The organism is Streptomyces sp. NPDC051940, from assembly GCF_040680895.1.
Taxonomy (GTDB): domain Bacteria; phylum Actinomycetota; class Actinomycetes; order Streptomycetales; family Streptomycetaceae; genus Streptomyces.
Window position 1 is genome coordinate 16,822 of the sequence record NZ_JBFAXR010000018.1, and the last position, 24,302, is coordinate 41,123.

Here is a 24,302-nt window from a genome sequence, read left to right on the forward strand (position 1 = left end):
CCGTGCGGACGCGTCCGCTCGTTCTCCCGGTATGAAATCCCTGTTGAAACTGGGCGCCGTCGCGATGACCGCGACGGCGCTGCTGGCAGGTCCCGCGACCGCGGCAGAGCCTGACCAGCGGGTCCCGCGCACCACGCTGTTCCTCAAGATCGACGGAATTCCGGGCGAGTCCACGGCCGACAAGCACCGGGGCGAGATCGAGATCTACTCCTACTCGCTGGGTGCCTCGCAGTCCGGTACCGGTGGCGCCGGCGGTGGCGGCGGCACGGGCAAGGTGACGTTCTCCGACTTCACCTTCGCCAAGACGACCGACTCCGCGAGTCCCCTGATCTTCAAGAGCGTGGCCACCGGCACGCACCACAAGGAGGCCGTGCTGACGGCCGAGAAGGGAAGGGGAAGGCCGCAGCCGTACCTCACGATCAGACTCCAGGACGTGCTGATCTCCGGCATCAGTTCAGCCGGCCAGGAGGCAGGCACCGCACCGACCGACAAGGTCACGCTCGACTTCGCGAAGGTCACGATGACGTCGCGGGCGCCCGACGGCTCCCTGGTCTCCACCTGCTGGGACGTCAAGACTTCGCGCTCCTGCTGAGAGCGCCGCCGCGGGCGGTCCGGTGTGCGTGAGCCGGCCCGCCCGCGGCGCTACGGGCGGGAGTGCGGGACCGGGGAGTCGTCCTCCGGGATCACGCGGCGCCAGATCTCGCGCTGGAACTGCTGTGCCGTCATGTCGATGTGCTCCGCCATCAGGGCCTGGGCGCGGGCGGCCTCGCCGGATCCGACGGCCTCCGCGATGGCTTCGTGCTGGTTGGCGGCCTGCAGCAGTGAGCCGCCCGCGATGCCGGCCAGCCCTATCGTCGTGACCTGGCGCTGCAGTCGCCGTACGGCGTCGACCGTGGCCGTGTAGAACGTGTTGGCGGCGGCCGTGGCGACGGCGGCGTGGAACGCCTCGTCGGCCAGGGTGAAGGCGTCGATGTCGTCGTCCAGGGCGGCCCGGGCGGACTGGTGCGCGGCTTCCCGGACGGCCTTGACCTGGGCGGGGGTGGCGCGCTGGGCGGCCAGCTCGGCGGTGGTGGTCTCCAGGTGGCGGCGGAACTCGAAGAGTTCGTCGACCTGGCGGAGGTCGGCCGGCAGGAAGTTGGTCAGGGACTGCTGCCAGGAGGAGTGCTCGGGCTCGGCGACATAGATGCCGCGCCCCTTCTGTACGGACAGCCGCCCCAGGGCGGAGAGGATCTTCACCGCTTCCCGGACGACCGTCCGGGACATCCCGACCTCCTCGGCCAGGTCCTTCTCGGTGGGCAGCCGGGCGCCGGGCTGCAGCCCGGCCCGCACCACGTACTCCAGAATGCGCTCGGCCGCGACCTCGTAGCCGGGCCGGTACGCGCCGCCGCCCGCGGGTTCCGGCGCGGCGGCCTTCGCGGCGCCCCTCTGTGTCTGGTTCAACGACGTTCCCTCGCTCTCCCCGTGAGGCCGCCGGCCGACATGCCCTGGTCTCACTCCCGCTGCATGTTTCAGATACATCGAACAGTCTGCCGCCAGTGAATCACATCAACCATCTTGACGCCAGGATCGCACGGCCGCAGACTCGTGTACGCCTTCCTCCGCATCCACACAGCAGCCGCACCGATTTCACCGACGGCTCGATCCGACGCCCGAGCTCACCGCCATGCCCCCGCACCGTTCATGCAGCAGACCATGTATCAGAGCTATTCCCGGCCGGGCGCAGCCGGCAGCGGCAGCCGAGCGCAGCGACGGGCGGCGCGCCGAGGTCGGTCACTACTACACCATCTCCGGGTCCCGCGGCGCGAGCGTCTCGCGCCACCGAAAGCCCCGGAGGCACCACGCACCCGCAGCGGCCGGCCGGACCGGCGGCCGGCTCATCTCCCGTAAAGGACACGCATGTTGAACGACGTGAGGCTCGGCGTGATCGGTCTCGGCGTGCGCGGCGGCCTGGCCGCGCTGGCCCACCGTCCCGGCGCGGGCGCGCGCGTGACGGCCGCCTGCGACACGGACCCGCGCATGGCCGCACTCGCCCAGGACCGCCTCGGCCGCTCCGTGCGCACCACCACCGACCACCGCGACCTGCTCGACGCCGGGCTCGACGGCGTCCTCGTCCTCACCCCGGACCACACGCACGAGCGGATCGCCACGGACTTCCTGGCGGCCGGCGTCCCGGTGTTCCTGGAGAAGCCGATGGCGATCACCACCGACGGCTGCGACCAGGTGCTGCGCACGGCCCACAAGCACCGCACGCGGCTGTTCGTCGGCCACAACATGCGGCACATGCCCGTCGTCACCGCCATGCGCGAGCTGATCGAGCGCGGGGAGATCGGCGAGGTGAAGGCCGTCTGGTGCCGCCACTTCGTCGGACACGGCGGGGACTTCTACTTCAAGGACTGGCACGCCGACCGGCGCAACACCACCGGCCTGCTGCTGCAGAAGGGCGCACACGACATCGATGTCATCCACTGGCTGGCCGGCGGGTACTCCCGGCGCGTGAACGCCATGGGCGCACTGACCGTCTACGGCGGCATCACCTCGCGGCGCGACCGCGACGCGCACCGGATGACCGACTGGCTGTCGGAGAACAACTGGCCTCCCCGCACCCTGACCGGGCTCAACCCGGTGGTGGACGTGGAGGACCTGAGCATGATGCAGATGCAGCTCGACAACGGCGTGCTCGCCAGCTACCAGCAGTGCCACTACACCCCGGACTACTGGCGCAACTACACGGTGATCGGCACCGAGGGACGGCTGGAGAACTTCGGCGACTCCGAGGGAGCGGAGATCCGGGTGTGGAACCGGCGCTCCGGCTACCGCGCCGAGGCCGACGTCACCAAGCCGGTCCACTCCCCGGACGGGTCGCACGGCGGCGCCGACCCCCTGCTGGTCGACGCGTTCCTGCGGTTCCTGCGGGAAGGCGGGACCACCGTCACCTCGCCGGTGGCGGCTCGCGAGGCGGTGGCCGCCGGGTACGCGGCCACCGTGTCGCTGCGGGACGGCGGCAGGCCGGTCGACGTGCCGCCCGTGGACGCGGAGACGGCCGCCTACTTCGACGGCGGCCAGCCCGGGTCGACGGCGGTCGGGGCTGAGCGCGGCTGAGCGCCGCCGCCCGGATCAGCCCTTCGTCGCCCCGCCCGTGAGTCCCTTCACGAACTGCTTCTGGAACGCCAGATAGAAGACCAGCACCGGCAGCGTCGCGAGGAACATGAAGGCGAACACCGAGCCGAAGTCGGCCTGGTGTTCGCCGATGGCGCGGTAGATGCCGACGGTCACCGTGGTGCCGGCGTCCGGTCCCAGGATGATCAGCGGGTTGAGGAAGTCGTTCCAGATCCAGACGCCGAGGAAGATCAGCACGCTCGCCGACGCCGGCCGCATCAGCGGGAACACCACCTGCCAGAACGCCCGGAACGCCCCCGCCCCGTCGAGCGCCGCCGACTCCTCGAGCTCCCGCGGGATCGTCTTGACGAAGCCGGCGAAGACCAGGACGCCGAACGGCATGTAGTAGCCGACGTACGCGAGGATCAGGCCGGGCACCGTGCCCATCAGGCCGAGGGTGCGCAGCACCTCGGTGATCGGGGTCAGGATGACGGCGGGCGGCACCATGAGCCCGCACAGCAGCACCACCATGGCGATCTTGGCGAGCGCGCCGGCCGACCGGGCCAGATAGTGGCCGAGCATGGCCGAGAGCGCCGTGACGACCAGGATGGAGATCACGGTGACCTCGGTGCTGTTGACCAGCCCGTACCAGAAGAGGCGGTCCGGCCTGGAGAGCACGCTGTCGACGTTGTCCACGGTCGGCGGCACGGGCAGGCCCACCGGGTGGGCCACGATGTCCGGGCCGTTCTTGAACACGTTGACGAGGACGAGGTAGATCGGCAGGAAGAAGAGCAGGCCGGCGAGGGACGCGGCGAGCGGACGCACCCAGGTCCTGGTTGCGGTCGTCATCAGAAGGTCACCTCGCGTCGCTGGAGCAGGCGGAGCGCGGCGACCGAGGCGGCGGCCACGAGGGCGAGCATCACGACGGCCATCGCGGAGGCGTAGCCGACGTGGTTGCCGTTGAAGGCGGTCTGCACCACCTGGAAGGCGAGGGTGGAGGTGGTGCCGGGTCCCGGGCCGCCGTTGGTGAGGACCTGGACCTGGTCGTACGCCTTGAAGCCGCCGATCAGCGACATCACCGTGTTGATCGTGACGGCGGGGGCCAGCATCGGCCAGGTGACGTGGCGGAAGCGGGCGAGCGGGCCGCAGCCGTCGAGCGCCGCCGCCTCGTGCAGCTCCTGCGGGATGCCCTGCAGCCCGGCCAGATAGATCACCACGCAGAAGCCGAGCCCCTGCCAGGCGATCACCCAGGACACCGTGTAGAGGGCGAGGTCCGGGTCGGACAGCCAGCCCGGCGGATTGCTCATCCCCAGTTGCCGCAGCATGGAGTTGAGCAGGCCGTCGTCGACGAGGATCGCCTGCCAGATGACGCTGACCACGACGGCGCTCAGCACGACGGGGACGAAGAACACGCTGCGCAGCGCGTTGTACAGCCAGCCGCGGCGGTCCAGGAGCAGCGCGATCGCCAGACCGCCGGCGTTGGTCACGAGCGTCACGAGCACCGTGATGACGAGGGTGTTCCGCAGCGCCGTGAAGAACTCGTCGTCGGAGGCGAGGCCGGTGAAGTTGTCCAGGCCCACCCACTGGGTCGGCGGGTCGAAGGGGTTCTTGTCGGTGAGGCTGTAGCCGGTCGCGACACCGATGGGTACGAGGACGACGGCGAGGTAGGCCAGCAGTCCGGGGGCCGCGAACAGGGCGAAGCGGCCGAGTCGTTCGCGGCGGCCGCGGCGGCGCCGGCGCGGAGCGGCCGCCTTCTCGGGAGCGGGGGTCCGCCCGGGCGCCGGGCGCCGGGCCGGGGCCGCAGCCCCGGCACGGAGTTCCACCGGGTCGTGGGTGCGGTTGCGCATTACCGGGTGGCCTTCTCCCACTGTTCGTCCAGGTAGGCGGCGAACTCCCGGGCCGTCATACGGCCGCTGAGCAGGTTCTGCATCCCCGCGGCGGCCTTGTCGGCCATGCCCGGCGGCAGGGAGCCGTCACCGGTCTCCTGGGAGAAGGAGTTGACGATGCCGTCCTCCTTCTGGGCGCTCTCGTACGCGGCCACGGTCGCCTGGTAGACGGGCCCCATGTTCGCCGGTGCCTGGTAGCCCTTGATGGCGATGATGAGGGCGTCGGCCTTCACCGCGGCGTCGAGGTTCTTGTCGTCCTCCATGAACGCCTTCGCCCACTTCTTGGCCAGCGCCACGTCCGGCGCCTTCGAGCTCACCGTCATCCCGCCGCCGAGGACGCCGGGCAGCGCCGGTGCGCCCTGGTCGGTGGGCCAGGCGAACACGCCCGTCTCGAAGTCCGGCTTCTTCGCGTCGGCCGACGCGGCGAACCAGCTGCCCATCGGGTACATGGCGCCCTTGCCGTCGCGGAACGCCTGCTCGGTGTCCGCGTACGAGCGGGAGAGCCCGGCCCGGTCGACGTATCCCTTGCCGGCGAGGCCGGCGACCTTCTGCGCGGCGTTCACGAAGGCGTCGTCGGTGAACTCGACCTTGCCCGCGGCGCGCTGCGTCAGCCAGTCCGGGGTCCCGTCGTAGACCTCGGTGGCGACGGTGCAGATCAGGGGGAACATGTCGGCCCAGGAGTCCTTGCCGCCGCCGCCGACCACGAACGGGTTGATGCCCTTCGCCTTCAGCTTCGCGCTCGCGTCGAGCAGTTCGGCGTAGGTGCGGGGCGGGGTGGCCACGCCTGCCGTGGCGAAGTCCTTCTTGTTGTAGTAGACCAGCGTGGTCTGGGCCGCGTACGGCAGCTGGTAGACCTTGCCGCCGTAGGTGTTGGCGTGCGGCTGGGTGTACGGGGCGAGGTCCTGGTCCGTCCAGGCGGCGAGCTTGCCCGACTCGGCGAATCCGGCGGGGTTCAGCCCGATCATCACGTCCGGGAACTGGCCGGTGCTGTCCAGCTGCTTGGCGTATCCGGTGCGGTCCGCGCTCGGCGACACGAGCTTCTTGATCCGCACGCCGGGCACCTTCGCCGAGGCGCGGGCGATGGACGCGTCCCAGTACTTCGCGTCCAGGTTGGGCGTTTCAAAGGTGAGGAACGTCAGCGTGACCTCGCCGTCCGACGACGACGCCTTGTCGTCGCCGCTGCCGGCCGTGCATCCGGTCAGGGCGAGGGTGGCCGCGAGGGCGGCGGTTCTCAGAAGCATCGGTGTGCCCGTGCTGCGTATCCTGCGTGTCCAGCGTGTCGTGCGTGTCATGTGCCGTCCTCTGTCCGCCTCATGATTCAGACTCTTGCCGCGGTGCCGCGCCTCCCAAGAGCCCGCCGCCCGGCAAGGAGTCCGCCGTTGAGCGCGCTCCGAGTATCGAAGTCGCTTCGCGACCATGTCAAGGAAAGAAGCAGATCTATCGGACCCTGCAACCCGGGGTTATAGATCCTAACTAAGCCTTGACTGACTGGGCCGGTGCTAGCAGGCTGTGCGGAACCAGGGGCGATCAACTGCCGGGAAACGGTGGAGATTTCCCCCATTTCGGAGATCCGAGCAGCCCGTTCCCGTACCCGAAGAGTAGGAACTATGCGGTCCGGGCCGGAGCAGTCATCCCCACCCGCACGCGCATGCCCCGTCGGGTTGCGCCCTCGAGGAGAACGCGGAGAACCCATGGACCGACGCAGCTTTCTGGTCGCCGGCGGCCTCACTTCCATCAGCGCGCTGGGGCTGACCGCCACCCCGTCCCAGGCGGCATCGCGCGCCGACGGCGACGGGTCCGGTGGATACCGGATCACCGCCGGGTTCCTGGCGGTCGAGCTGGACCGGACCGGCCGGGTGGCCGGACTGGTCGACGTACGCGACGGCACCGACCATCTGGCTCCGGGCCGGTCGGTCCCGCTCGTCAGCGTGGTGGCCGACGGCGAGCAGGAGATCCCCACCGCGGTACGGCGCTCCGCGGTCGACCACCGGGTGCTGGAGTTCACCGGCGAGCGGGTCACCCTCCGGGTGCGGGTCGTCCCGCACCCCACCCACACCACCCTGGAACTGGTCGGCCTCGAGGCCGCCGACGGCGTCGACGTACAGACCCTGCTGTGGGGCCCGCTGCCGACCACGATCACCCGCACCATCGGCGAGACCGTGGGCGTGGTCGACGACGGCACCTTCGCCGTCGGCGTCCGCCCGCTCAACGACAGGACCGTGGGCGGCTGGCCCAACGAACACCTGGCGTACGGCTTCGGCCCCGACCTCGTCTGGAACCCCTACGGCCTGCAGACCGGCGTGAAGGACGAGTGGCTCGCCTCGAACGTCGCCGCGAAGACCAGCTGGGGCAGTGTGCTGCGGGCCACCACGTACGACTACAGCCGGGTCCGGACCCGGCAGCGCACCAACGGCTACGAGATCCCGCTGGGCCCGCTGCCCGCGCCCGAGGGCCGCATCCCCGGCTCGCGGATCGCGCTGTTCGGCTGCGCCTCCGCGCTCACCCTGACCGTGCTCAGCGAGATCGCCCAGGCGCACGGCCTGCCCTACCCGACCCTGGACGGCCAGTGGCAGAAGGCGGCCCAGCGCACCGCGCAGTCCCACTTCTGGGTGCACGGCCTGGACACCTCCAACGCCGCCGTCGCCGCCGGGTTCGCCGCCCGGGCCGGGATCCGGAACATCTACGCGATCAGCGGCGACGGGCCGTGGCAGTCGCACGGGCACTACGAGTTCAACAGCGCGTTCGGCGGCTCGGACGCCGCGGCCGCGCAGCTGGTGTCGACGGTGGCGAAGGAGGGGGTCGAGGTCGGTGTGCACACCCTGTCCGACTTCGTCGACGCCCATGACCCGTATGTACGGGCCCCTGCCGACCCCCGCCTGGCGCTCGGCGGCTCAGCCCTGCTCACCCGCCCGCTCGACGCGACCGGCACCACGCTGTACGTCGACGGGCAGGGGTTCCTCCGGTCCGGTGTCGACGGGCAGCGGCTGCGGATCGGCGACGAGTTCGTGACGTACCAGACGGTCACCCAGATCGGCGACGCCGAATGGCAGGTCACCGGGGTCTCCCGGGGCCAGTGGAGTTCGGCCGCGCGGTCCTACCCGGCGGGGACGCGTGTCGCCCGGCTCATCCAGAACGGCTACGGGGGCGCGCTGGGCGGCCTGCCGATCATCGACGAGATCGCGACCCGGCTGGCCACGGCGTACAACACCACCGGTATCCGCGCCACCTCGTACGACGGACTGGAGTCGGCGGGCTACAACGGCTGGGGCGGCTACGGCTTCGCGCACCTGGTCAACGGCGTCTACCGGCAGCTGGACTCGAAGGAGTTCATCACCGAGTGCAGCAACCTCGCCTCCAACACCTGGGACGCCCAGTCCCGGGCCAGCTGGGGCGAGATCGGCCGCACCGACTACGCCCAGCTGCTGCGCAGCAACACCTTCTACCGCGCCAACCACCTGCCCGGCATGCTGGGCCAGCAGGGCCTGTCCGGCAACACCACGCTCCCGTCGATCGAGGTCACCATGGCGCGCGCCGCCTCCCTCGACGCCGGCGTCAACTTCGAGACCAGCGTGTCGAGCCTGTCCTCCGGGACGAACACGGCCGCGGTCCTGGAGGCCGTCAGGACGTGGGAGTCCGCGCGCGCCATGGGCGCGTTCACCGCCGAGCAGAAGACGGCGCTGGGTGCCGTGAACCGGTACTGGCACCTGTCGGAGGTCACCGCGGACGAGGAGTGGACCCTGCAGGAGACCGACTCCGCCGGCGCGCCTCTCGGCGACCCGCAGCAGGTGAAGGCCCCCACGCCGGGCTTCAGTTCACCACGGCCGCCGGCGGCGCGGGCGGGCGAGCTCTACCAGTTCAAGGTGACCTCGACGACACCGCGCACCCTCCGCTACGAACTCACCGCGGGCCACCTCCCGACGGGCCTCACCCTCAACCGGGACACGGGCGGCCTCACCGGCGTCCCCACCCAGCCAGGCACCAGCCGCTTCACGGTCACGGCCCGCAACGGGGGGCGGGTGCGGGACGCCTCGATCACGTACGACCTGGTCACGGCACCGCGGCTGCGGTGAGGGGGCCGTCCCGGGCAGCGTCCGCGGATCGGCGCTCGGCGTCGATGGGGGCTGCCTGGGGCGTGACCTACGACCGCGTTGCTCTGCCGCAGCCCTCGTCTGCGGCTTCGGAGCGCTCGTCCATCGAGATGCTGCGGTCGTACGGGTCGACCTCGGGGCCCGTGGCGGCTTCCGATTCCCCCGCGCCGAACGGAGGGTGAGGTAGCCGGTGGTGACGTCGCAGCCCGCGTTGGTCATGTCGGCCTGGTACGAGACGAGGGAGAACGTTCCCGGCTCGGTGATCACCTTCGCGGGGTCGTCCCAGTTCAGCACCACCTCGCGTCGTACGATCGTCCGGACGATCCCGCTGCCGCCCGCTGCGGGCTCGACCGGGTACACGTAGGTGACGTCGGTCGTCACCTCGAGAGCGCCGCGCTTGCCCTCCCGGTACGTGATCCGGCCCCGGGTCCTGACCACGTCCCCGACGAGACGCGTCTGTTCGGTGTCGAAACGGCTGAAGAGCAGCCGCGGGTCGTTGTCTTCGCTCGGTGAGCGGAAGGCCGCCTTCAGGAAGGTCTGCATGTCCTTCTGATGGGGATTCATCAGCGCGATGGCCTTCGTGGGGTGCCCGCCCCGAAGCACCCCCGGATCCAGGCTTGCCGCGGCGAGGAAGTCCCTGGTCCTCTTCAGCGCCCGCTCCACCTGCGCCCGGCTCATCCAGCCGGTCGCCTTGGCGGCCGGCACAGTGATCCCGGCTGTGCCGTCCGACCAGCGGGCGGCCGGTGAGCCCCGGAACGGATCGTCACGCGTGGGCTGTTGGGCGTTCTCCACCGGAGGCGCCTGCGACGGGCGCTCCGACTCGGCGGCGAGCGGTGTGTCGTCACCGCCGCGGTCGGTGAACCAGCCGACCACGCGCCCCGGATCCAGCGCCACGATCACCAGTGCCACCGCGACCAGCAGCCCGACCACGTACCTGCCCGTCTTCCGGCCGGGCCCGGCCTGCGCGTACGTCCGCCCTCCCGGCGCGCCCCCGGACTCCCCCCGCTGCCGCGCGGCCACGACCCGGGCGCGTGCCGACGGCTCCCGGGGAGCGTCCGCCGTGCCCTCCATGGAATCGCGGAGAAACCTCTCCCACTCCTCGTCAGGCACTGACGAACCGTTCTTCTCCCCGCCCGCCGCCACACCGGACTCCTCACGTCGTGGGCCTTCGGCCCGCCCCCAGGTTCGCGCTCCGCGTCATGGCACCGCCTCCGGTGCCTCGGGGAGCGCACGAGGGCGCATCCTCCCAGGTAATGGACGAAAGGTCACCGGGTAGGCGTGAGTTGCGGTGCTGGCCGGGAGCGCCCCCCGTTGCGGGATCGTCAAGCGGTCCGGGTGTGGAGGCCGCGCGCCAGGGTGGGGATCATGACCGTCGCGGCGACGAGGTGCAGCCCGATCAGGGTGGCGGTCGTGGCGGCGTCCGCCCCTGAGAGGAGGGGCGGGAGCAGCGAGATCACGGTCAGCGACACGGCCGTCCACACGAATCGGCGGGCGGGGCGGGCGCTCAGCCGTAGAAGTGCCAGGGCGATGACCACGCCCACGAGCGAGAAGAAGCCCGTCACCACCGCGAACCCGGGCAACGGGATCGCCTCGCCGCCCTCGGGTATCTCGAAGTCGACGCCGGCGGCCCGCGCGAGTGCGGCGGCGAGTGCGGTGGCCGCCACCGCTGCGAGCGCGGTCATGCAGCCGATGCCGGCGAGCCCGCGGAAGGGGTGGGTACGGGTGCCCGTCGCCGGGCCGGCGACGAACCCGGCGCCGTTCGTGCGGTTCATGTCGTTCCTCTCCGTCGGTTCGGTTCGCGGCGTGCGGGTGTGCGAGGGTCGCGGCCTCGGCGTGACGACGCGCACCCGCGCCGTACGGCGGCCGGGGTTGCGCAGGGCGCGTACGCCGGTGCCGCGCAGCCAGAACCCGGCGCCGCGTCCGAGAACCGGCCCCGGCCCGCCGTCGCGCAGCTCCAGCTGCACCCGCCCGCGGACGACGACGCCGAACGCGTCGCGCCAGTCCGCCGCGACCACCGCGACACGCGCGCCACGTCGCAGCGCGAGCGTCCGCACCGGGACTACTCCGTACCGTCCGCCGGCAGGCGCTCCGGCAGCCCGAGCCGCGGGAACCGGTCGTCGTGGAAGATGACGATCTCGGTGATCGCCCCGCCGGTGACGCGCAGTACATCGATCGTCAGCGGCAGATACGCGCCCTCCGGCTCCCGCCAGAGGTAGAAGGCGACGGCGGGCTGCCGGTTCACGGACGTGGGGACGGCGCGCAGGCCCGTCATACCTTCGAAGCCGCTCTCGACCCAGTCGTTCACCACCGCGTCGCGGCCGACGTACAGGCCCGGCGTGGGCGGCATCGAGCAGCGGACGTCGTCCCGCAGCAGTGCGGCGAGTGCCTTGACGTCCGTGGCGACGCTGGCCTCGGTGAAGCGGCGCACCAGCTCACGCGTCCCGGAGTCCTCCTCGCCGCCGGTCCAGTCCTGCCGCTCGGCGGGCAGGTGCTCGCGCATGCCGGCGCGGGCTCGCTGCAGCGCGCTGTTCACGGAGTTGACGGAGTCCCCGAGGAGCTCCGCGACGTCCTTCGCCGGCCAGCCGAGCACGTCCCGCAGGATCAGCACGGCCCGCGGGCGCGGCGCGAGGTGCTGGACCGCGACCAGGTACGCCAGCTCGATCGTCTCCCGCGCCACGGCGACGGCCTCGGGCTCGTCCGCGTCCGCCGCGGGCAGCTCGTCGAGCAGCTGGTCCGGATAGGGCTGCAGCCACAGCACCTCGCCCCCGGTCGCGGGCTCCGGGCGGCGTTTGGCGAGCAGGTCCAGGCAGGCGTTGGTGGCGATCCGGTACAGCCAGGCCCGGAACGTCGACCGCCCCTCGAAGGTCTCCCGCCGGCGCCAGGCCCGCAGGAACGTCTCCTGCACGGTGTCCTCGGCGTCCTCGAACGACCCGAGCATCCGGTAGCAGTGCACGTGCAGCTCCCGCCGGTGCCGCTCCGCCAGCCCGGTGAACGCGGGCTCGTCGACCTCCCCCAGACCGCTCACGTTCAGCCTCCCGCCCGAGTCGGTCCCGCCCGGCTCCTCCAGCCGCGTGTCCGCATCCATCACGTCATCCTTCCCTCTCGCAGTGCCCCGTCGTACGTGTGACGGCTGCGGGCGCGACAACTCATCACCGGGGCGGGCCGCGGCTGCGGCGGGCGTCCTCCTGCTGACCGCGGGCGGCGTGCTGGCGGTGACGCGGATGGGGGGCTGACGCCGCCTCAGGCGGTGCTGTCGCGGCGCCTGTTGCGGTAGAAGGCGCGGGCCTCGGCCGTGTTGAGCAGCACCACGGGCGTCGCCAGCAGGATCAGGAACGTGCCCTTGATCGCCCCGTACCCGAACAGCAGGGCCAGGCCCGCCGCCGCGTACACCCCGGACAGCACCGTCGCGGCCCAGCGGGCGGTGGGAGAGCCGCGCCGGGTCAGCACGGCGACGAGGAAGTGCGCCCCGGCCACCGCGCCCCACAGCAGGATCCACGGCCCCCAGTCGCGCAGGCCGCGCAGGATGTCGTCCTCGTTGACGGCCAGGAGCAGCAGCATGCCGGGCACGAAGGCCAGTCCGTACGACAGGTACAGGAAGGCCGCCCCCGCCTTCTCCACCGCCGGCGGGATCTCCGCGGTGGGGCGGGACGGGCGCAGGAACACCCCGGCGGCGGCGCGGGTGTCGGGGCTGAACAGCATGCCGTAGCCCATGACGGCCGTGAGCAGCCCGAAGAAGTTGAAGAACAGATCGAAGTCGGTGGCGCGCAGCACGCCGACGTGGGCGACCAGCAGTCCGGTGGTGAGCAGCACCAGCGCGAACCACGCGGCGGACGAACCCGCCTTCAGCCTGCGCGCCGCCGGTATCATCCCGATGCCCAGGACACACAGCCAGACACCCAACGCGACGAGCCCGCCGGTGTCCCAGTCGCTCTCGGCGAGGAATCCCCCGCCGCTGCAGATGAACGCGAAGACGGCGGTGAGGAGCGCGAGCGGCACCTGCGCGATATAGACGCATCCGAGGGCAGCACTGGGATCGCCGGGCTGCACCGGCCCCTGCGGAGTCGTGGCGGGGATCTGCACGGGGACACACTCCCGGTGGTCGATGGGGAGAGCGAACGGTCCCACGCATTGTCGAACCGCGTGGGTTACACGTAAAGGAGGTATGTACATCCGTCGCCGGAGGCGGACATTCCAGGAGGGGGTCTGCGTGCCGAGTGGAAGAGCAACCCGGAGCCCGAGCCCCGGTGGGCGTGCCGGACTCTCCGCCGACCAGCAGACGTTCGGCGGCGCGCCCTCGGGTGCGCGGACCCTCAGCCCACGTTGCTGTCGAGGACCGGGCCAACTCCCCTTGGTGCACGCTCAGTTCTGCGGGGCGGCCGCGTTGAGGAGCTGCTTGACCGCGGTCGCGCTCTTGCCGTTGGCGGCCTTCTCCAGACCTTCGAGCGCGTCCGTGCTGCGACTGGATACGACCGTCCCCTCGTTCTCGCCGGTGCCGACCTTGCCGTCGTCGTAGGGCATCGCGTGCAAGGTGGCGCCCCACTTGCCGTCGTCGCCCTTGATCAGCAGGGCGATGTACCGGTGGCCCTCTTCGTAGCGGGGCTCGTCCTTCCAGGCGAACTCGCGCTCACCGCTGCCGTCCCGCCACCATCCCGGGAGCTCGGTCCGGTAGGTCTTCGGCGCCGCTGCCGCACCGGGCCTGGACCACAGCACCTGATCGACCCTCATCGTCGCGATGCGCGGGATGTGCCCTTCCCTGCCGGACGTCTCGCCGTCCGGCAGGGCGCCCCTGTGTTCACTGCCGGGCACCATCTCGATCACCACGGCGTGGTCGCCGTTCGTGACCCAGTCCGACGCCGTCAGGGTCGGCAGCCCGGACATGTCGGTCCGGCCGACCAACGGGCCCTTGTCGCCGGCGTCGTCAGCGATGACGACGCCGACGACAGTCCCACCGGTCAGGGTGGCCGCCACGACGGCCAGGGTTGTCAGGCGGCTGCGGCGGGTCGTGGGCAGCCACCGCCGGCCCGCGACGGGCTGATCACTGCTGGTGTGAGGCATGGAAGGGATTCCCGTCGTCTGGTCTGGTGCGGCGGCCGCTGTCAAGAACGCTCGTGACGGCCGCCGTCGGCAGATGTCGTCACTCCTGACCCCATCGTGTGACCGCACGGGTTACAGGGGCCGAACAGGCGCTGTCATGTTGTTGTTAGGTGCCTCCGCATAGGCTGGCCACAGGGACTTGGCGGGAGGTCCCCGGTTCGGATCGTACGGAAGGGGCCGACGGATGAGGTGGGGACTGCCTCGGCGGCCGAACGGCCTGGCCGCCCTGCCGGGCCCGCTCCGTGGCACCGCCCGCGCACGGTACACCGCCCTGTACGCCACCGCGTTCCTGCTCTCCGGCACAGCACTGCTCGGCATCGCCGCTGTGGTCTCCAGTCAGGCCGGTTCTGATGATGGCGTTGGCCGGCCCTCCATGACGGGAAGCGCCCAGGCGCGCATCGCCGAGCTGGAGCGGCAGTTGGAGCAGGCGCACGACGACCGGTCCACGGAACTCCTGATCGGATCCGCCATCGCGTTCGGCGTCATGGCGGTGGTCTCGGTCGGCCTCGGCTGGTTCGTCGCGGGCCGGGTGCTGCGCCCGCTGCGCATGATGACGGCATCCACTCGCCGGATCACCGCCGAAAGCCTGCACGAACGTCTGGCCGTCGGCGGCCCTGTCGACGAGGTGAAGGACCTCGCCGACACCATCGACGACCTGCTTGCCCGCCTGGAGCGCTCATTCGAGGCGCAGCGTCTCTTCGTCGCCAACGCCTCCCACGAACTGCGCACGCCGCTCGCCACGATGCGGGCCTCCCTGGATGTGGCCCTCGCCAAGCCCGGCCCCCTGCCCGAGACCACGGCCACGCTCGCCGCCCGGATGCGTGCTGGGCTCGACCAGGTGGACCTGCTGCTGGAGAGCTTTCTCATCCTGGCGCGTGCACAGCACGGCGAGTTGGCCGACGCGGGGCGGCTCGTGCTCGGCCGCCTCGTCGTGGACGCCCTGTCCGGGCGAGCAGAGGACATCGCGGCCAGGGGTCTGACGGTACGGGAAAGCCCGAGCGAGAGTTCCGCGGGGATGTGGGGCAGCCGTACGCTACTGCGCCGCATGGTGGACAACGTGATCGACAACGCGATCGTCCACAACGACCCGGAGGGCTGGATCGGCGTCGCGATACTGAGTGACGAGGGTGAAGGACAGGGCCCGGGTTCGATATCCCTCGTGGTCGAGTCCGGTGGCCCGGTCCTGGACCAGCGGCGGGTGGCGGATCTCGCACAGCCCTTCCGCCGCCTCGGCGCCGACCGGACCGCCACCGGCCGGGGCAGCGGCCTCGGCCTCTCCATCGTCGCGGCTGTCGCCGAGGCCCACGACGGCACGCTGGACTTGCGGGCCCGCCCGGCCGGCGGTCTGCGCGTCGCCGTCACCCTCCCCCGTACGAGCGGCAGGCCGGCCCGGGTCCTCGACGCGGAGAGGGAGACGGCCCGTTGAGAGTCCTGGTGGTCGAGGACGCCCGCTCCCTCGCCGAGGTCGTCGCCGAGGGGTTGCGCGACCAGGGGATGGCCGTGGACGTGGCCCACGACGGGCTCAGCGCCGCGGCCAGACTGGATGCCAACGCCTACGACGTCGTCGTGCTCGACCGCGATGTGCCCGGCATCCACGGCGACACCCTCTGCCGGATGATCGGCGAGCGGGACGACCGGGTGATGGTGATCATGCTGACCGCCGCGGGCTCGCCCGGCGACCGTGTCAGCGGCCTGGCCCTGGGGGCCGACGACTATCTCGCCAAACCCTTCCACTTCCCCGAACTCGTGCTGCGCATCCGCGCCCTGGCCCGTCGCCGCCCCACCGCGCCGCCCCGCGTCCTGCGTGCGGCGGGCATCGCAGTCGACCCGTTGCGCCGCACAGCCGACCGCGATGGCCGCCCCCTCGATCTCTCCGCCAAGGAATTCGCGGTACTTGAAGCCCTCATGAACGCGAGCCCCGCCTTCCTCAGCGCGGAGGACCTGCTCGAACAGGTCTGGGACGAGAACGCCGACCCGTTCACCAACACCGTCACGGTGACCATCAGCCGCCTGCGCCGCAAACTCGGTGATCCGCCGGTGATCGCCACCACACCCGGCGTGGGTTACCGGATCAGCGACCCGGCCGCCGGGGCTTCCCAGGGCCCGCGGCCGTCAGGTGGCCCGTACGACGGGGACGGCGGGAGTGATCGCGACCGGGCGTGAAGCGCCCCGGGCGCCCTCAAGAACGGGTGCCGGCCCTGCGGCAGGTCGCGGATCGCTCCCGCCGCAGGGCCGGTATCAGGGAGTGCGGTCAGTTCCGCGGGGTGGCCGCGTCGAGGAGCTGCTTGACCGCGGCTGCGCTCTTGCCGTTGGCTTCCTTCTCCAGGCCCTCCAGCTCGTCCGTGCCACTGGCGATGCCGACGGACCCGTTGCTCTCGCCGGTGCCGACCTTGCCGTCGTCGTAGGGCATCGCGTGCAAGGTGGCGCCCCACTTGCCGTCGCCACCCTTGATCAGCAGGACGATGTACTGGTGGCCCTCCTCAAAGCGGGGCTCGCCCTTCCAGGCGAACTCCTGCTCCCCGCTGCCGTCCCACCACCAGCCCAGGAGGTCGGCCTGGTACGTCTTCGGCGCCGCTGCGGCACCGGGCCTGGACCACAGCACCTGATCGACCCTCATCGTCGCGGTGCGCGGAATGTGCCCTTCACCGTTTTCCTTCTTGCGCGCCGAGAGAGCACCCTTGTGTTCACTCCCGGACACCATCTCGACCACGACGGCGTGGTCGCCGTTCGTGACCCAGTCCGACGCCGTCAGGGTCGGTATGCCGGTCATATGAGCCTCGACTGCCAGCGGCCCCTTGTCGTCGCCGGCGGAGACGGTGCCGGCGAGGGTCCCGCCGACTAACGCCGCCGCCGCGACGGCAAGCGCTGCCAAGCGGCCGCGGCGGGTTGCGGGCAGCCACCGCCGGCCCGCAGCGGGCCGACCAGTGTTGTGACGGAGCATGGACACGATCCCCTTCGATGTGGTCTGGTGTGGCCTGCGCTTCGACGGCCGCCCGGCAGGGGTGTCCCCCTGCGGCGACGGGCCGGTCACGGCGCCGCGTAGGTGGCGTTGATCTGGGTTGCGTTGTGCGACCCGAGCGCGGTCCAGGAGATGATCTGGTCCACGGTGCCCTCGGTGCGCATGCAGCCCAGATCGCCGTCCGTCTGGCTCTGCCTCGGCGCGGCCTCATGGCCGTGCGTGAGGCCTACGGCGTGCCCGGTCTCGTGGCAGACGACGCCCTTCCAGGGATTGGCTTCGCTGCCGCCCATGTTGTCGAAGCTGATGTACTCCTGGTCGCATTCGGTGGAGCTGCTGGCGTCGTTGCACCAGGTGATACCGAATGTGCCGGCGGGCAGGGCGGGGTCGGCCCAGTCGTAGATGATGTCCGTCTCGGTCGAGCCGCTGTACTCGACGTCACTGCCGGTCTGCTCATGGCGTTCGAGGTCGGTGGGCCCGAACTGGTCCCGCAGCACCTCGCGCACATCGTTGTCGCCGGCGGTGGTCATGCCCGGCTCGATGGCGAACGTCAGATAGCCGTTGTCGGTCCGGCAGTACAGGCCGTTGCTCGCGGTGCCGTCCCAGCAGTCCCAGTTCGCGTTGCTGGTCTTGTACATGCTGTCGAAGTGCGACGCCTGGGCGGTCATCGCCGAACCGGCGAATAAGGCGAATGCCATGCCCATGACAGCAAGGATCTTCCCTGCGTTCCCTCGGATACGTGCCTGCACGCGTATGCCCCTCCTCGACTTCCGGCCGGACCCTCACTCGGCCGGGAACAGGCATTCGAGCCTATCCACGCGGCAGGGGCATGCCACCCGGTGGATCACGTTCCGTTTGTAAATGTTCACCAGAGCGCTACTTCTGCAACACCTTCCCAGGGTGGCGCCAGGCGCCCCGTCCTGGTGATCCGGCCCGGAGTACAGGTCCACCGCCGGCAGCGCCTCCACCGCGTCGGCCACCAGCCCCAGCCGACCGGTTGTGCACGATCTGGAGCGCCAGCGTCCTTTCGCCGGGGCATCCAGACCGTCGCGATCAGCGTGCGGACGGCTACCCGGGCGGCACGCCGACAGGCCGCGCCGGTGTCACGGCGCGGTGTCGAGGTCCACGTCCAGGTTCTCGGCGCTGTCCCAGAACTCCGGGCCCGCCTCCAGCAGACGGGCCGCGGCGTGTTCCATGTGGCGGCGGGCCGCCGCGCGGGCCGCTTTCGGGTCGCGCTGCTCGATGGCGGCGAGGATCGCGTGGTGCTCCTCGCGGACCGCCTCGAAGAAGTCGCCGCGGCGGGCCTCGTTGGCGCGGGTGATGCGGATGCCGGCGTGCGAGACCTCGCCGAGGTAGCGGACCGTGGAGACCATGATCGCGTTGCCGGTGGACTCGGCGATGGAGCGGTGGAAGGCGAGGTCCTCCGCCACCCCGTCGCCGCCGGCCGCCACCGCTGCGTCGATGGCGTCGAGCGCCTTGCGCATCCGGGCGAGGTCGGACGCGGTGGCACGGGTGGCGGCGAGGTGGGCGGCCTCGCCCTCCATGGGGCTGCGGACCTCGACGATCTGCAGCACCTTGGCCTTGGTGCCGGTGGCCCCGGCGTCCGTCTCCAGGTCGAGCGGGCGGGTACGCCGGGGCAGTACGAACACGCCGCGGCCCTGGCGCGGCTCGACCAGGCCCGCGTTGCGCAGCCGGGAGACGGCCTCCCGGATCACCGTGCGGCTGACGCCGAGCTGCTTGACCAGTTCCACCTCGGTCGGCAGCTTGTCGCCCTCGGACAGCCGTCCGGACTCGATCTCCTCCGCGAGCACGGCGGCCACCCGGTCCGCGAGCCGGACGGGCCCGTCCACCTTGGAAAGCATGTTCACCAGTCTATCGGCGCGGTTCCTTCGTCCCGGTTGCGGCCAGGGCATCCGCGGTGACCGCGTTCGCGTGGTCCGCGACGTACTGGCGTACCACCGCGGTGAAGTCCGGGTCCGCCTCGAGGCCGAGCCCGGCCGCCCTGGTGTTGTCGAACGCCGCGGGCCACGAGCCCACGATGGCCTCCGTCGACGGGTCGGGCACCACCGTCACCAGGTCCGCGACCGCGTCGCCGGCCACCGCGCGCAGCGTGGCCAGCATCTCGGCGACGGTGACGGTGAGTGCCGGGAGGTTCACCGGCAGAGCACCGGAGAGCTCGCCCGCGCCCTCGCCGCGCGCGGCCTGCGCGACCCGGAGGATGCCCTCGACCGTACGGCGCGGGGAGGCCAGCGCGACCCGCAGCTCCGGGCTGACCGGGCACACGGTCGCGATGCCGGCCAGCGGCTCGCGGATGATGCCGGAGAGGAAACCGGAGGCCGCGGCGTTCGGCTTGCCCGGGCGCACCGACACCGTCATCAGGCGGGTCACCCGGCCGTCGAGGAAGCCGCGGCGCGTGTACTCCGCGATCAGCTGCTCGCAGATCCGCTTCTGCACGCCGTAGCTGGACTGCGGCGTCGGCAGCGTCGACTCGCTGACGACGGCGGGCAGCGGCAGCGCGGCGTCGGAGCCGTAGACGGCGACGCTGCTGGCGAAGACGACCCGTACCGCCGGACCGCCCGCGGCCTGCTGGGCGCGGGCGGCCTCCAGGAGGGCGCGGGTCGTGTCCAGGTTGGCGTCCATGCCGAGGTCGAAGTCGGCCTCGCACTCGGCGGAGACGGCGGCCGCGAGGTGGATGACGACGTCGACGGGCGTCGCGAACAGGTCGTCGAGGCGCTCGGTCAGGTCGCCCCGTACGACGTCGACCAGAGGGTCGGCCGCCAGCGGCGTGCCGTCCGGTACGAAGCGGTCGGCGAGCACGAGCCGGTCGACCGGCGCACCACCGAACGTACGCTGCTCCAGCAGGGCCTCGGCGACCTGACGGCCCAGGAAGCCGAAGCCACCGGTGATGACGATCCTCATGCGTTCTCTCCTCGAACGGTGTGCAGCCAGCCGAGACCCTCGCTCGTGCCGGCCTTGGGGAAGTACTCGCAGCCGATCCAGCCGTCGAAGCCCGACTCGTCGATGGTGTCGAGGAGATGGCGCAGGTTCAGCTCGCCCTCGTCGGGTTCGTGGCGGTCGGGGACGCCCGCGATCTGCAGATGTCCTACCCGGCCCGTCGGCAGGTCGCGGCGCAGGGTGGTGGTGAGGTCGCCCTCGACGATCTGGCAGTGGTAGAGGTCGAGTTGGACCTTGAGGTTGGCGGCGCCGACTTCCTGGACGACGGCGTGGGCGTCGGCCTGCCGGCTCAGGAAGTAGCCCGGCATGTCGCGGCCGTTGATCGGCTCGATCAGGATGTCGACCCCGGCGGCCGCGGCGCGCCCGGCGGCGTACGCGAGGTTGGCCGCGTACGTCTCGCGGTGGGCGGCGGTCTGGGCGCCCTGCGGGAGAAGGCCCGCCATCATGTGGACGCGCGGGCAGTCCAGTGCGGCGGCGTAGTCGAGGGCGCGGTCGATCCCGGCGCGCACCTCCGGCTCGCGGCCGGGCAGCGCGGCGATACCGCGCTCGCCGGCGTCCCAGTCGCCGGGCGGCGCGTTGAACAGCACCTGCCGCAGACCGTTCTCGTCGAGGCGGCGGCGCAGCTCCGCGGGCTCGTACGCGTACGGGAAGAGGTACTCGACGGCCGTGAAGCCGTCCGCCGCGGCAGCAGTGAAGCGGTCGAGGAAGTCGTGCTCGGGGTACATCGTGGTCAGGTTCGCGGCGAACCTCGGCATGGCGGTTCCTGATTCCTTCAAACGGGTTCGGAGGTGCGGGGCGGGTGCGCGTGCACCTGCCCCACACCTCTCCCGGTCAGTGGTTGACGGTCTGCTTCTTGGTGGTGAGCACCGCGGCGGCGCCGATGACCAGTGCGGCCGCCAGGACGTACATCGGGATCGCGGTCGAGCCGGTGGAGTCCTTGAGCGCGCCGATCATGTACGGGCTGACGAAGCCGGCGAGGTTGCCCACCGAGTTGATCGCGGCGAGACCGGCCGCGGCGGCGGTGCCGCTCAGGAACGCGGTCGGCAGCGACCAGAACAGCGGGGCGCAGGTCAGCACGCCGGCCGCCGCGATCGACAGCGCGACGAGGGACAGCGCGGTCGAGCCGGTGAAGCTCGCGGCCATGGAGAAGCCGACGGCACCCATCAGGGACGGGATGACCAGGTGCCAGCGGCGCTCGCGGCGCTTGTCCGCGGACCGGCCGAACAGGTTCATCGCGACGAGAGCGGCCACGTACGGCACGGCGCTCAGCACGCCGATCGCCAGCGCGCCCTCGATGCCGGTCGACTCGACGAAGGTCGGCATCCAGAACGTCAGCGCGTACTGGCCCATCACGAAGCAGAAGTAGATGAGGCACATGAGCCACACCCTGCCCTCGCGGAAGGCGTCCAGGGCGCGGCCGTGCGCGGTCCGGGGCGCGGTGTCCTCGGCGAGGGCGCGCTCGACGACGCTCTTCTCGTCGTCGGTGAGCCACTTGGCGTCGCGGACGCCGTTGTCCAGGTAGGAGAGGACGATCACACCCACGACGATGGCCGGCAGGGCCTCGATGAGGAACAGCCAGCGCCAGCCCTCCGAGCCGCCGACGCCGTCGAACACGTCCATGATCCAGCCGGAGAGGGGGTTGCCGAAGATGCCAGCCACGGGGATGGCCGACATGAACAGGGCGATGACCCGGGCCCGGCGCTGCGACGGGAACCAGTACGTGCAGTAGAGGATGACGCCCGGGTAGAAGCCCGCCTCGGCGGCGCCGAGGAGGAAGCGGAGCACGTAGAACGTGGCCTCGTTGTTGACGAAGTAGAACGCCGCCGAGACCACACCCCAGCTGATCATGATGCGGGAGATCCAGCGCCGGGCGCCGACCTTCTGCAGCATCAGGTTCGAGGGGACCTCGAACAGGAAGTAGCCGATGAAGAACAGACCGGCGCCGAGGCCGTACGCCGCCTCGCTGAGGCCGAGGTCGTCGGACATCTGCAGCTTGGCGAAGCCGACGTTGACGCGGTCCAGGTAGGACACGACGTAGCAGAGGATCAGGAAGGGGACGATTCGCCGGACCACCTTGCGGTAGACGGCGTTCTCGCGAGCGAGCTCGGGGCTCTCGGCCGTTTTCACGGTCATCGAGGACATGAGGGGCACTTCCTTGTGCGGCTCAGGCTCAGTGGTGCGCGAGCGGTCAGCGGATGGGGGTGGGGACGGGGACGGGGGACGGGGGACGGGGAAACAGGGAGCCGGGGAGACCGGGGGACGGTCACCAGGCCGCGCCGAAGGTGTCTCTCAGCTCGGCGATGGCGTGGTCGGGGAGCGGCTCCGGCTTGCGGTCGGTCGTCAGCCACAGGCGTGCCGTCTCCTCGAGCTCCTCGAGGACGGCGAGCGCCGAGGCCGCGTCCGGACCCCAGACGACGGGCCCGAGGCGGTCGAGCAGCACAGCCCTGATGGGCGTGCCCGCGGCCGCACGGGCGGCGATGCGCTCGGTGACCAGATCGGCGACGAGCGGGTCGCCGGGCCGGTGGTACGGGATGTGCGGGACGTGCCCGACCTTCATCACGTAGTACGGGGTGATGGGCGGCAGCACGTCGTCCGGGTGCCACACGCCGGCCAGGGTGAGCGCGACCAGGTGCGTGGAGTGGGTGTGGATGACGAAACGGGCCGCGGGGTCGGCCGCGTAGATACGGCGGTGGAGCGTGAGCGTCTTGCTCGCACGGTCGCCCGCGAGCTGCGTGCCGTCCCCGTCGACCAGCGCGAGGCGGTCGGCTTCGAGGAAGCCGAGTGCGGCGTTGGTCGGCGTGATCAGGTGGCCCTGGCCGTCGTCGAGGCGCGCGCTGATGTTGCCGGCGCTGGCGTGGACGTAGCCGCGGGCGAACAGGCTGGTGCCGACCCGTACGATCTCGGCGCGTGCCGCGTCGGCGGCAGCGTGGAGGTCCTGCGAGGTCATCGGGACTCTCCCGCCAGCAGGGCGAACGAGGTGGTGAAGAAGTCCGGGCCGCCGAAGTTGCCCGACTTGAGGGTGAGGTGCAGCGTGTCGCCGCCGGGCAGCGGGGCCGCGCACCACGGCACGCCCGGGTCGATCTGCGGGCCGATCCGCAGACTGGCCAGGCCGAGGGCCCGGACCACGGCGCCGGAGGTCTCGCCGCCGGCGACGACGAGCTGCCGTACGCCGCGCTCCACGAGCCCCTGGGCGACGCGGGCCAGGGTGCGCTCCACGAGCTCACCCGCCTCCGCGGCTCCGACCCGGCCCTGGACGGCGCGGACCGCCTCGGGCGACTCGGTGGAGTAGACGAGTACGGGCCCGTCGGCGAGGTGGCGGCCGGCGAAGGCCAGCGCCTCGGCGGCGACGTCCTCACCGGCGGCGATCCGCAGCGGGTCGACGCTGAACGCGGGCCGGCCGGTGTCGAGGAACGCGCGCACCTGACCGTTCGTGGCCGCGGAGACGGAACCGGCGACGACCGCCTGGTGGCCGACTGCCGGCGGCAGCTGGGCGGCGGCCGGTGACGGCTTGAAGCCCCAGTTCGCGGGCAGCCCGATCGCCAGACCGGAGCCGGCGGTCACCAGCGGCAGGTCCCGCACCGCGGCGCCGAGCCGCAGCAGGTCGTCGTTGGAGACGGCGTCGGCGATCGCGACGCCGTCGCCCGCGGCGCGCAGCTCGGTGATCCGCGTACGGACCGCGTCGGCGCCGGCCGCGACGGCCCGGTGGTCGATGAGGCCGACCGGGCGGGTGGTCTGCGCGGCGAGCACGCTGACCAGGTTGGAGTCGGTCATCGGCGTGAGGGGGTGGTGGCGCATGCTGCTGTCGCCGAGCAGGACGTCGCCGACGAAGAGGTGCCCCTTGAAGACCGTGCGGCCGTTGTCGGGGAAGGCGGGCGTGGCGACCGTGAAGTCGGTGCCGAGGGCGTCCATCAGGGCCTCGGTGACCGGGCCGATGTTGCCGGCCGGGGTCGAGTCGAAGGTCGAGCAGTACTTGAAGTAGATCTGCTCGGCCCCCGCGTCGCGCAGCCACTCGAGGGCGCGCAGCGACGACTCCACCGCCTCGGCCGCCGGGACGGTCCGCGACTTCAGGGCGATGACGACGGCATCCGCGTCGGGCGCCGGCTGTGCGCCGCCCACGGCCGGTACGTCGATCAGCTGGACCACGCGCATGCCCGCGCGCACCAGGTTGTTGGCCAGGTCGGTGGCGCCGGTGAAGTCGTCGGCGATGCATCCGAGACGGACGGTCAT

The 24,302-nt window shown here is 71.5% G+C and carries 21 protein-coding genes and 1 pseudogene; 5 read left to right on the forward strand and 17 right to left on the reverse strand.

The genetic code is table 11. From position 1 onward, the window contains the following. Positions 1-31 precede the first annotated feature (31 nt). Entirely contained in the window at positions 32-592 is a 561-nt protein-coding gene (locus AB0M28_RS10305) for a type VI secretion system tube protein Hcp (RefSeq protein ID WP_365400842.1), read from the forward strand. Between the two features lie 50 nt (positions 593-642). Here AB0M28_RS10305 and AB0M28_RS10310 read toward each other — a convergent pair whose 3' ends face one another. Next, on the reverse strand, positions 643-1,440 hold the full coding sequence (locus tag AB0M28_RS10310; protein WP_365400845.1) for an FCD domain-containing protein: 798 nt from the start codon (positions 1,438-1,440) through the stop codon (positions 643-645). Positions 1,441-1,899: 459 nt separating this feature from the next. Between AB0M28_RS10310 and AB0M28_RS10315 the strand changes: the two genes are divergently transcribed. Next, complete coding sequence (locus AB0M28_RS10315) at positions 1,900-3,099, forward strand: Gfo/Idh/MocA family oxidoreductase (protein WP_365400995.1); 1,200 nt, start codon at positions 1,900-1,902, stop codon at positions 3,097-3,099. Between the two features lie 15 nt (positions 3,100-3,114). Here the strand turns inward: AB0M28_RS10315 and AB0M28_RS10320 are convergent, their stop codons facing one another. Genes AB0M28_RS10320 through AB0M28_RS10330 form a run of 3 tightly spaced genes read right to left on the reverse strand, consistent with a single transcriptional unit; the run spans position 3,115 to position 6,223 of the window. Then, positions 3,115-3,945: a carbohydrate ABC transporter permease gene (locus AB0M28_RS10320; protein WP_365400848.1), complete on the reverse strand. Its 831-nt coding sequence runs from the start codon at positions 3,943-3,945 to the stop codon at positions 3,115-3,117. Continuing rightward, the gene (locus tag AB0M28_RS10325; protein WP_365400851.1) at positions 3,945-4,943 is read right to left on the reverse strand and encodes a sugar ABC transporter permease; all 999 of its coding nucleotides are present in this window, start codon (positions 4,941-4,943) and stop codon (positions 3,945-3,947) included. The genes AB0M28_RS10320 and AB0M28_RS10325 overlap by 1 nt, the downstream gene beginning before the upstream one ends. Then, positions 4,943-6,223 carry an extracellular solute-binding protein gene (locus AB0M28_RS10330; RefSeq protein ID WP_365400853.1) on the reverse strand — a complete coding sequence of 427 codons (1,281 nt, stop codon included), beginning with the start codon at positions 6,221-6,223 and terminating at the stop codon, positions 4,943-4,945. The genes AB0M28_RS10325 and AB0M28_RS10330 overlap by 1 nt, the downstream gene beginning before the upstream one ends. A 450-nt stretch (positions 6,224-6,673) precedes the next feature. Between AB0M28_RS10330 and AB0M28_RS10335 the strand changes: the two genes are divergently transcribed. Then, a complete protein-coding gene (locus tag AB0M28_RS10335) occupies positions 6,674-9,052 on the forward strand; it encodes an Ig domain-containing protein (protein ID WP_365400856.1) in 2,379 nt (792 codons plus the stop codon). 67 nt (positions 9,053-9,119) lie between these two features. On the opposite strand, the pseudogene AB0M28_RS10340 reads toward AB0M28_RS10335, so the two are convergent. The 5 genes and pseudogenes from AB0M28_RS10340 to AB0M28_RS10360 all read right to left on the reverse strand — a co-directional run bounded on the left by AB0M28_RS10340 (position 9,120) and on the right by AB0M28_RS10360 (position 14,125). Next, positions 9,120-10,141, reverse strand: a pseudogene (locus AB0M28_RS10340) (hypothetical protein). Positions 10,142-10,392: 251 nt separating this feature from the next. Then, a complete protein-coding gene (locus AB0M28_RS10345; protein ID WP_365400859.1) occupies positions 10,393-11,124 on the reverse strand; it encodes a DUF6069 family protein in 732 nt (243 codons plus the stop codon). A gap of 5 nt (positions 11,125-11,129) precedes the next feature. Next, a complete protein-coding gene (locus tag AB0M28_RS10350; RefSeq protein WP_365400862.1) occupies positions 11,130-12,155 on the reverse strand; it encodes an RNA polymerase subunit sigma-70 in 1,026 nt (341 codons plus the stop codon). A 155-nt stretch (positions 12,156-12,310) separates the two neighbouring features. Then, positions 12,311-13,150 (reverse strand): hypothetical protein, encoded by an 840-nt coding sequence (locus AB0M28_RS10355; protein WP_365400865.1) that lies wholly within the window; start codon positions 13,148-13,150, stop codon positions 12,311-12,313. A 279-nt stretch (positions 13,151-13,429) separates the two neighbouring features. Then, complete coding sequence (locus AB0M28_RS10360) at positions 13,430-14,125, reverse strand: hypothetical protein (RefSeq protein ID WP_365400868.1); 696 nt, start codon at positions 14,123-14,125, stop codon at positions 13,430-13,432. A gap of 223 nt (positions 14,126-14,348) precedes the next feature. Here AB0M28_RS10360 and AB0M28_RS10365 point away from each other — a divergent pair, with 223 nt between their 5' ends. Both AB0M28_RS10365 and AB0M28_RS10370 read left to right on the forward strand, forming a co-directional pair. After that, positions 14,349-15,590, forward strand: a complete 1,242-nt coding sequence (locus AB0M28_RS10365) for an ATP-binding protein (RefSeq protein ID WP_365400871.1) — start codon at positions 14,349-14,351, stop codon at positions 15,588-15,590. Continuing rightward, entirely contained in the window at positions 15,587-16,327 is a 741-nt protein-coding gene (locus tag AB0M28_RS10370; protein WP_365400874.1) for a response regulator transcription factor, read from the forward strand. Before AB0M28_RS10365 ends, AB0M28_RS10370 begins: the two co-directional genes overlap by 4 nt. Positions 16,328-16,415: 88 nt before the next feature. Here AB0M28_RS10370 and AB0M28_RS10375 read toward each other — a convergent pair whose 3' ends face one another. The 8 genes from AB0M28_RS10375 to otnK form a co-directional block, all read right to left on the reverse strand. Beyond that, positions 16,416-17,036 carry a hypothetical protein gene (locus AB0M28_RS10375; RefSeq protein ID WP_365400877.1) on the reverse strand — a complete coding sequence of 207 codons (621 nt, stop codon included), beginning with the start codon at positions 17,034-17,036 and terminating at the stop codon, positions 16,416-16,418. Between the two features lie 155 nt (positions 17,037-17,191). Beyond that, positions 17,192-17,824 (reverse strand): hypothetical protein, encoded by a 633-nt coding sequence (locus tag AB0M28_RS10380; RefSeq protein WP_365400880.1) that lies wholly within the window; start codon positions 17,822-17,824, stop codon positions 17,192-17,194. A 399-nt stretch (positions 17,825-18,223) separates the two neighbouring features. After that, positions 18,224-18,982: a FadR/GntR family transcriptional regulator gene (locus AB0M28_RS10385; protein ID WP_365400883.1), complete on the reverse strand. Its 759-nt coding sequence runs from the start codon at positions 18,980-18,982 to the stop codon at positions 18,224-18,226. 10 nt (positions 18,983-18,992) lie between these two features. Continuing rightward, the gene (gene denD / locus AB0M28_RS10390; protein WP_365400886.1) at positions 18,993-20,039 is read right to left on the reverse strand and encodes a D-erythronate dehydrogenase; all 1,047 of its coding nucleotides are present in this window, start codon (positions 20,037-20,039) and stop codon (positions 18,993-18,995) included. Then, positions 20,036-20,830 (reverse strand): 2-oxo-tetronate isomerase, encoded by a 795-nt coding sequence (gene otnI, locus AB0M28_RS10395; RefSeq protein WP_365400889.1) that lies wholly within the window; start codon positions 20,828-20,830, stop codon positions 20,036-20,038. Before otnI ends, denD begins: the two co-directional genes overlap by 4 nt. 76 nt (positions 20,831-20,906) lie before the next feature. Continuing rightward, entirely contained in the window at positions 20,907-22,217 is a 1,311-nt protein-coding gene (locus tag AB0M28_RS10400) for an MFS transporter (RefSeq protein ID WP_365400892.1), read from the reverse strand. Positions 22,218-22,338: 121 nt separating this feature from the next. Further along, entirely contained in the window at positions 22,339-23,022 is a 684-nt protein-coding gene (locus AB0M28_RS10405) for an aldolase (RefSeq protein ID WP_365400895.1), read from the reverse strand. Continuing rightward, on the reverse strand, positions 23,019-24,302 hold the full coding sequence (gene otnK, locus AB0M28_RS10410) for a 3-oxo-tetronate kinase (protein ID WP_365400898.1): 1,284 nt from the start codon (positions 24,300-24,302) through the stop codon (positions 23,019-23,021). Before otnK ends, AB0M28_RS10405 begins: the two co-directional genes overlap by 4 nt.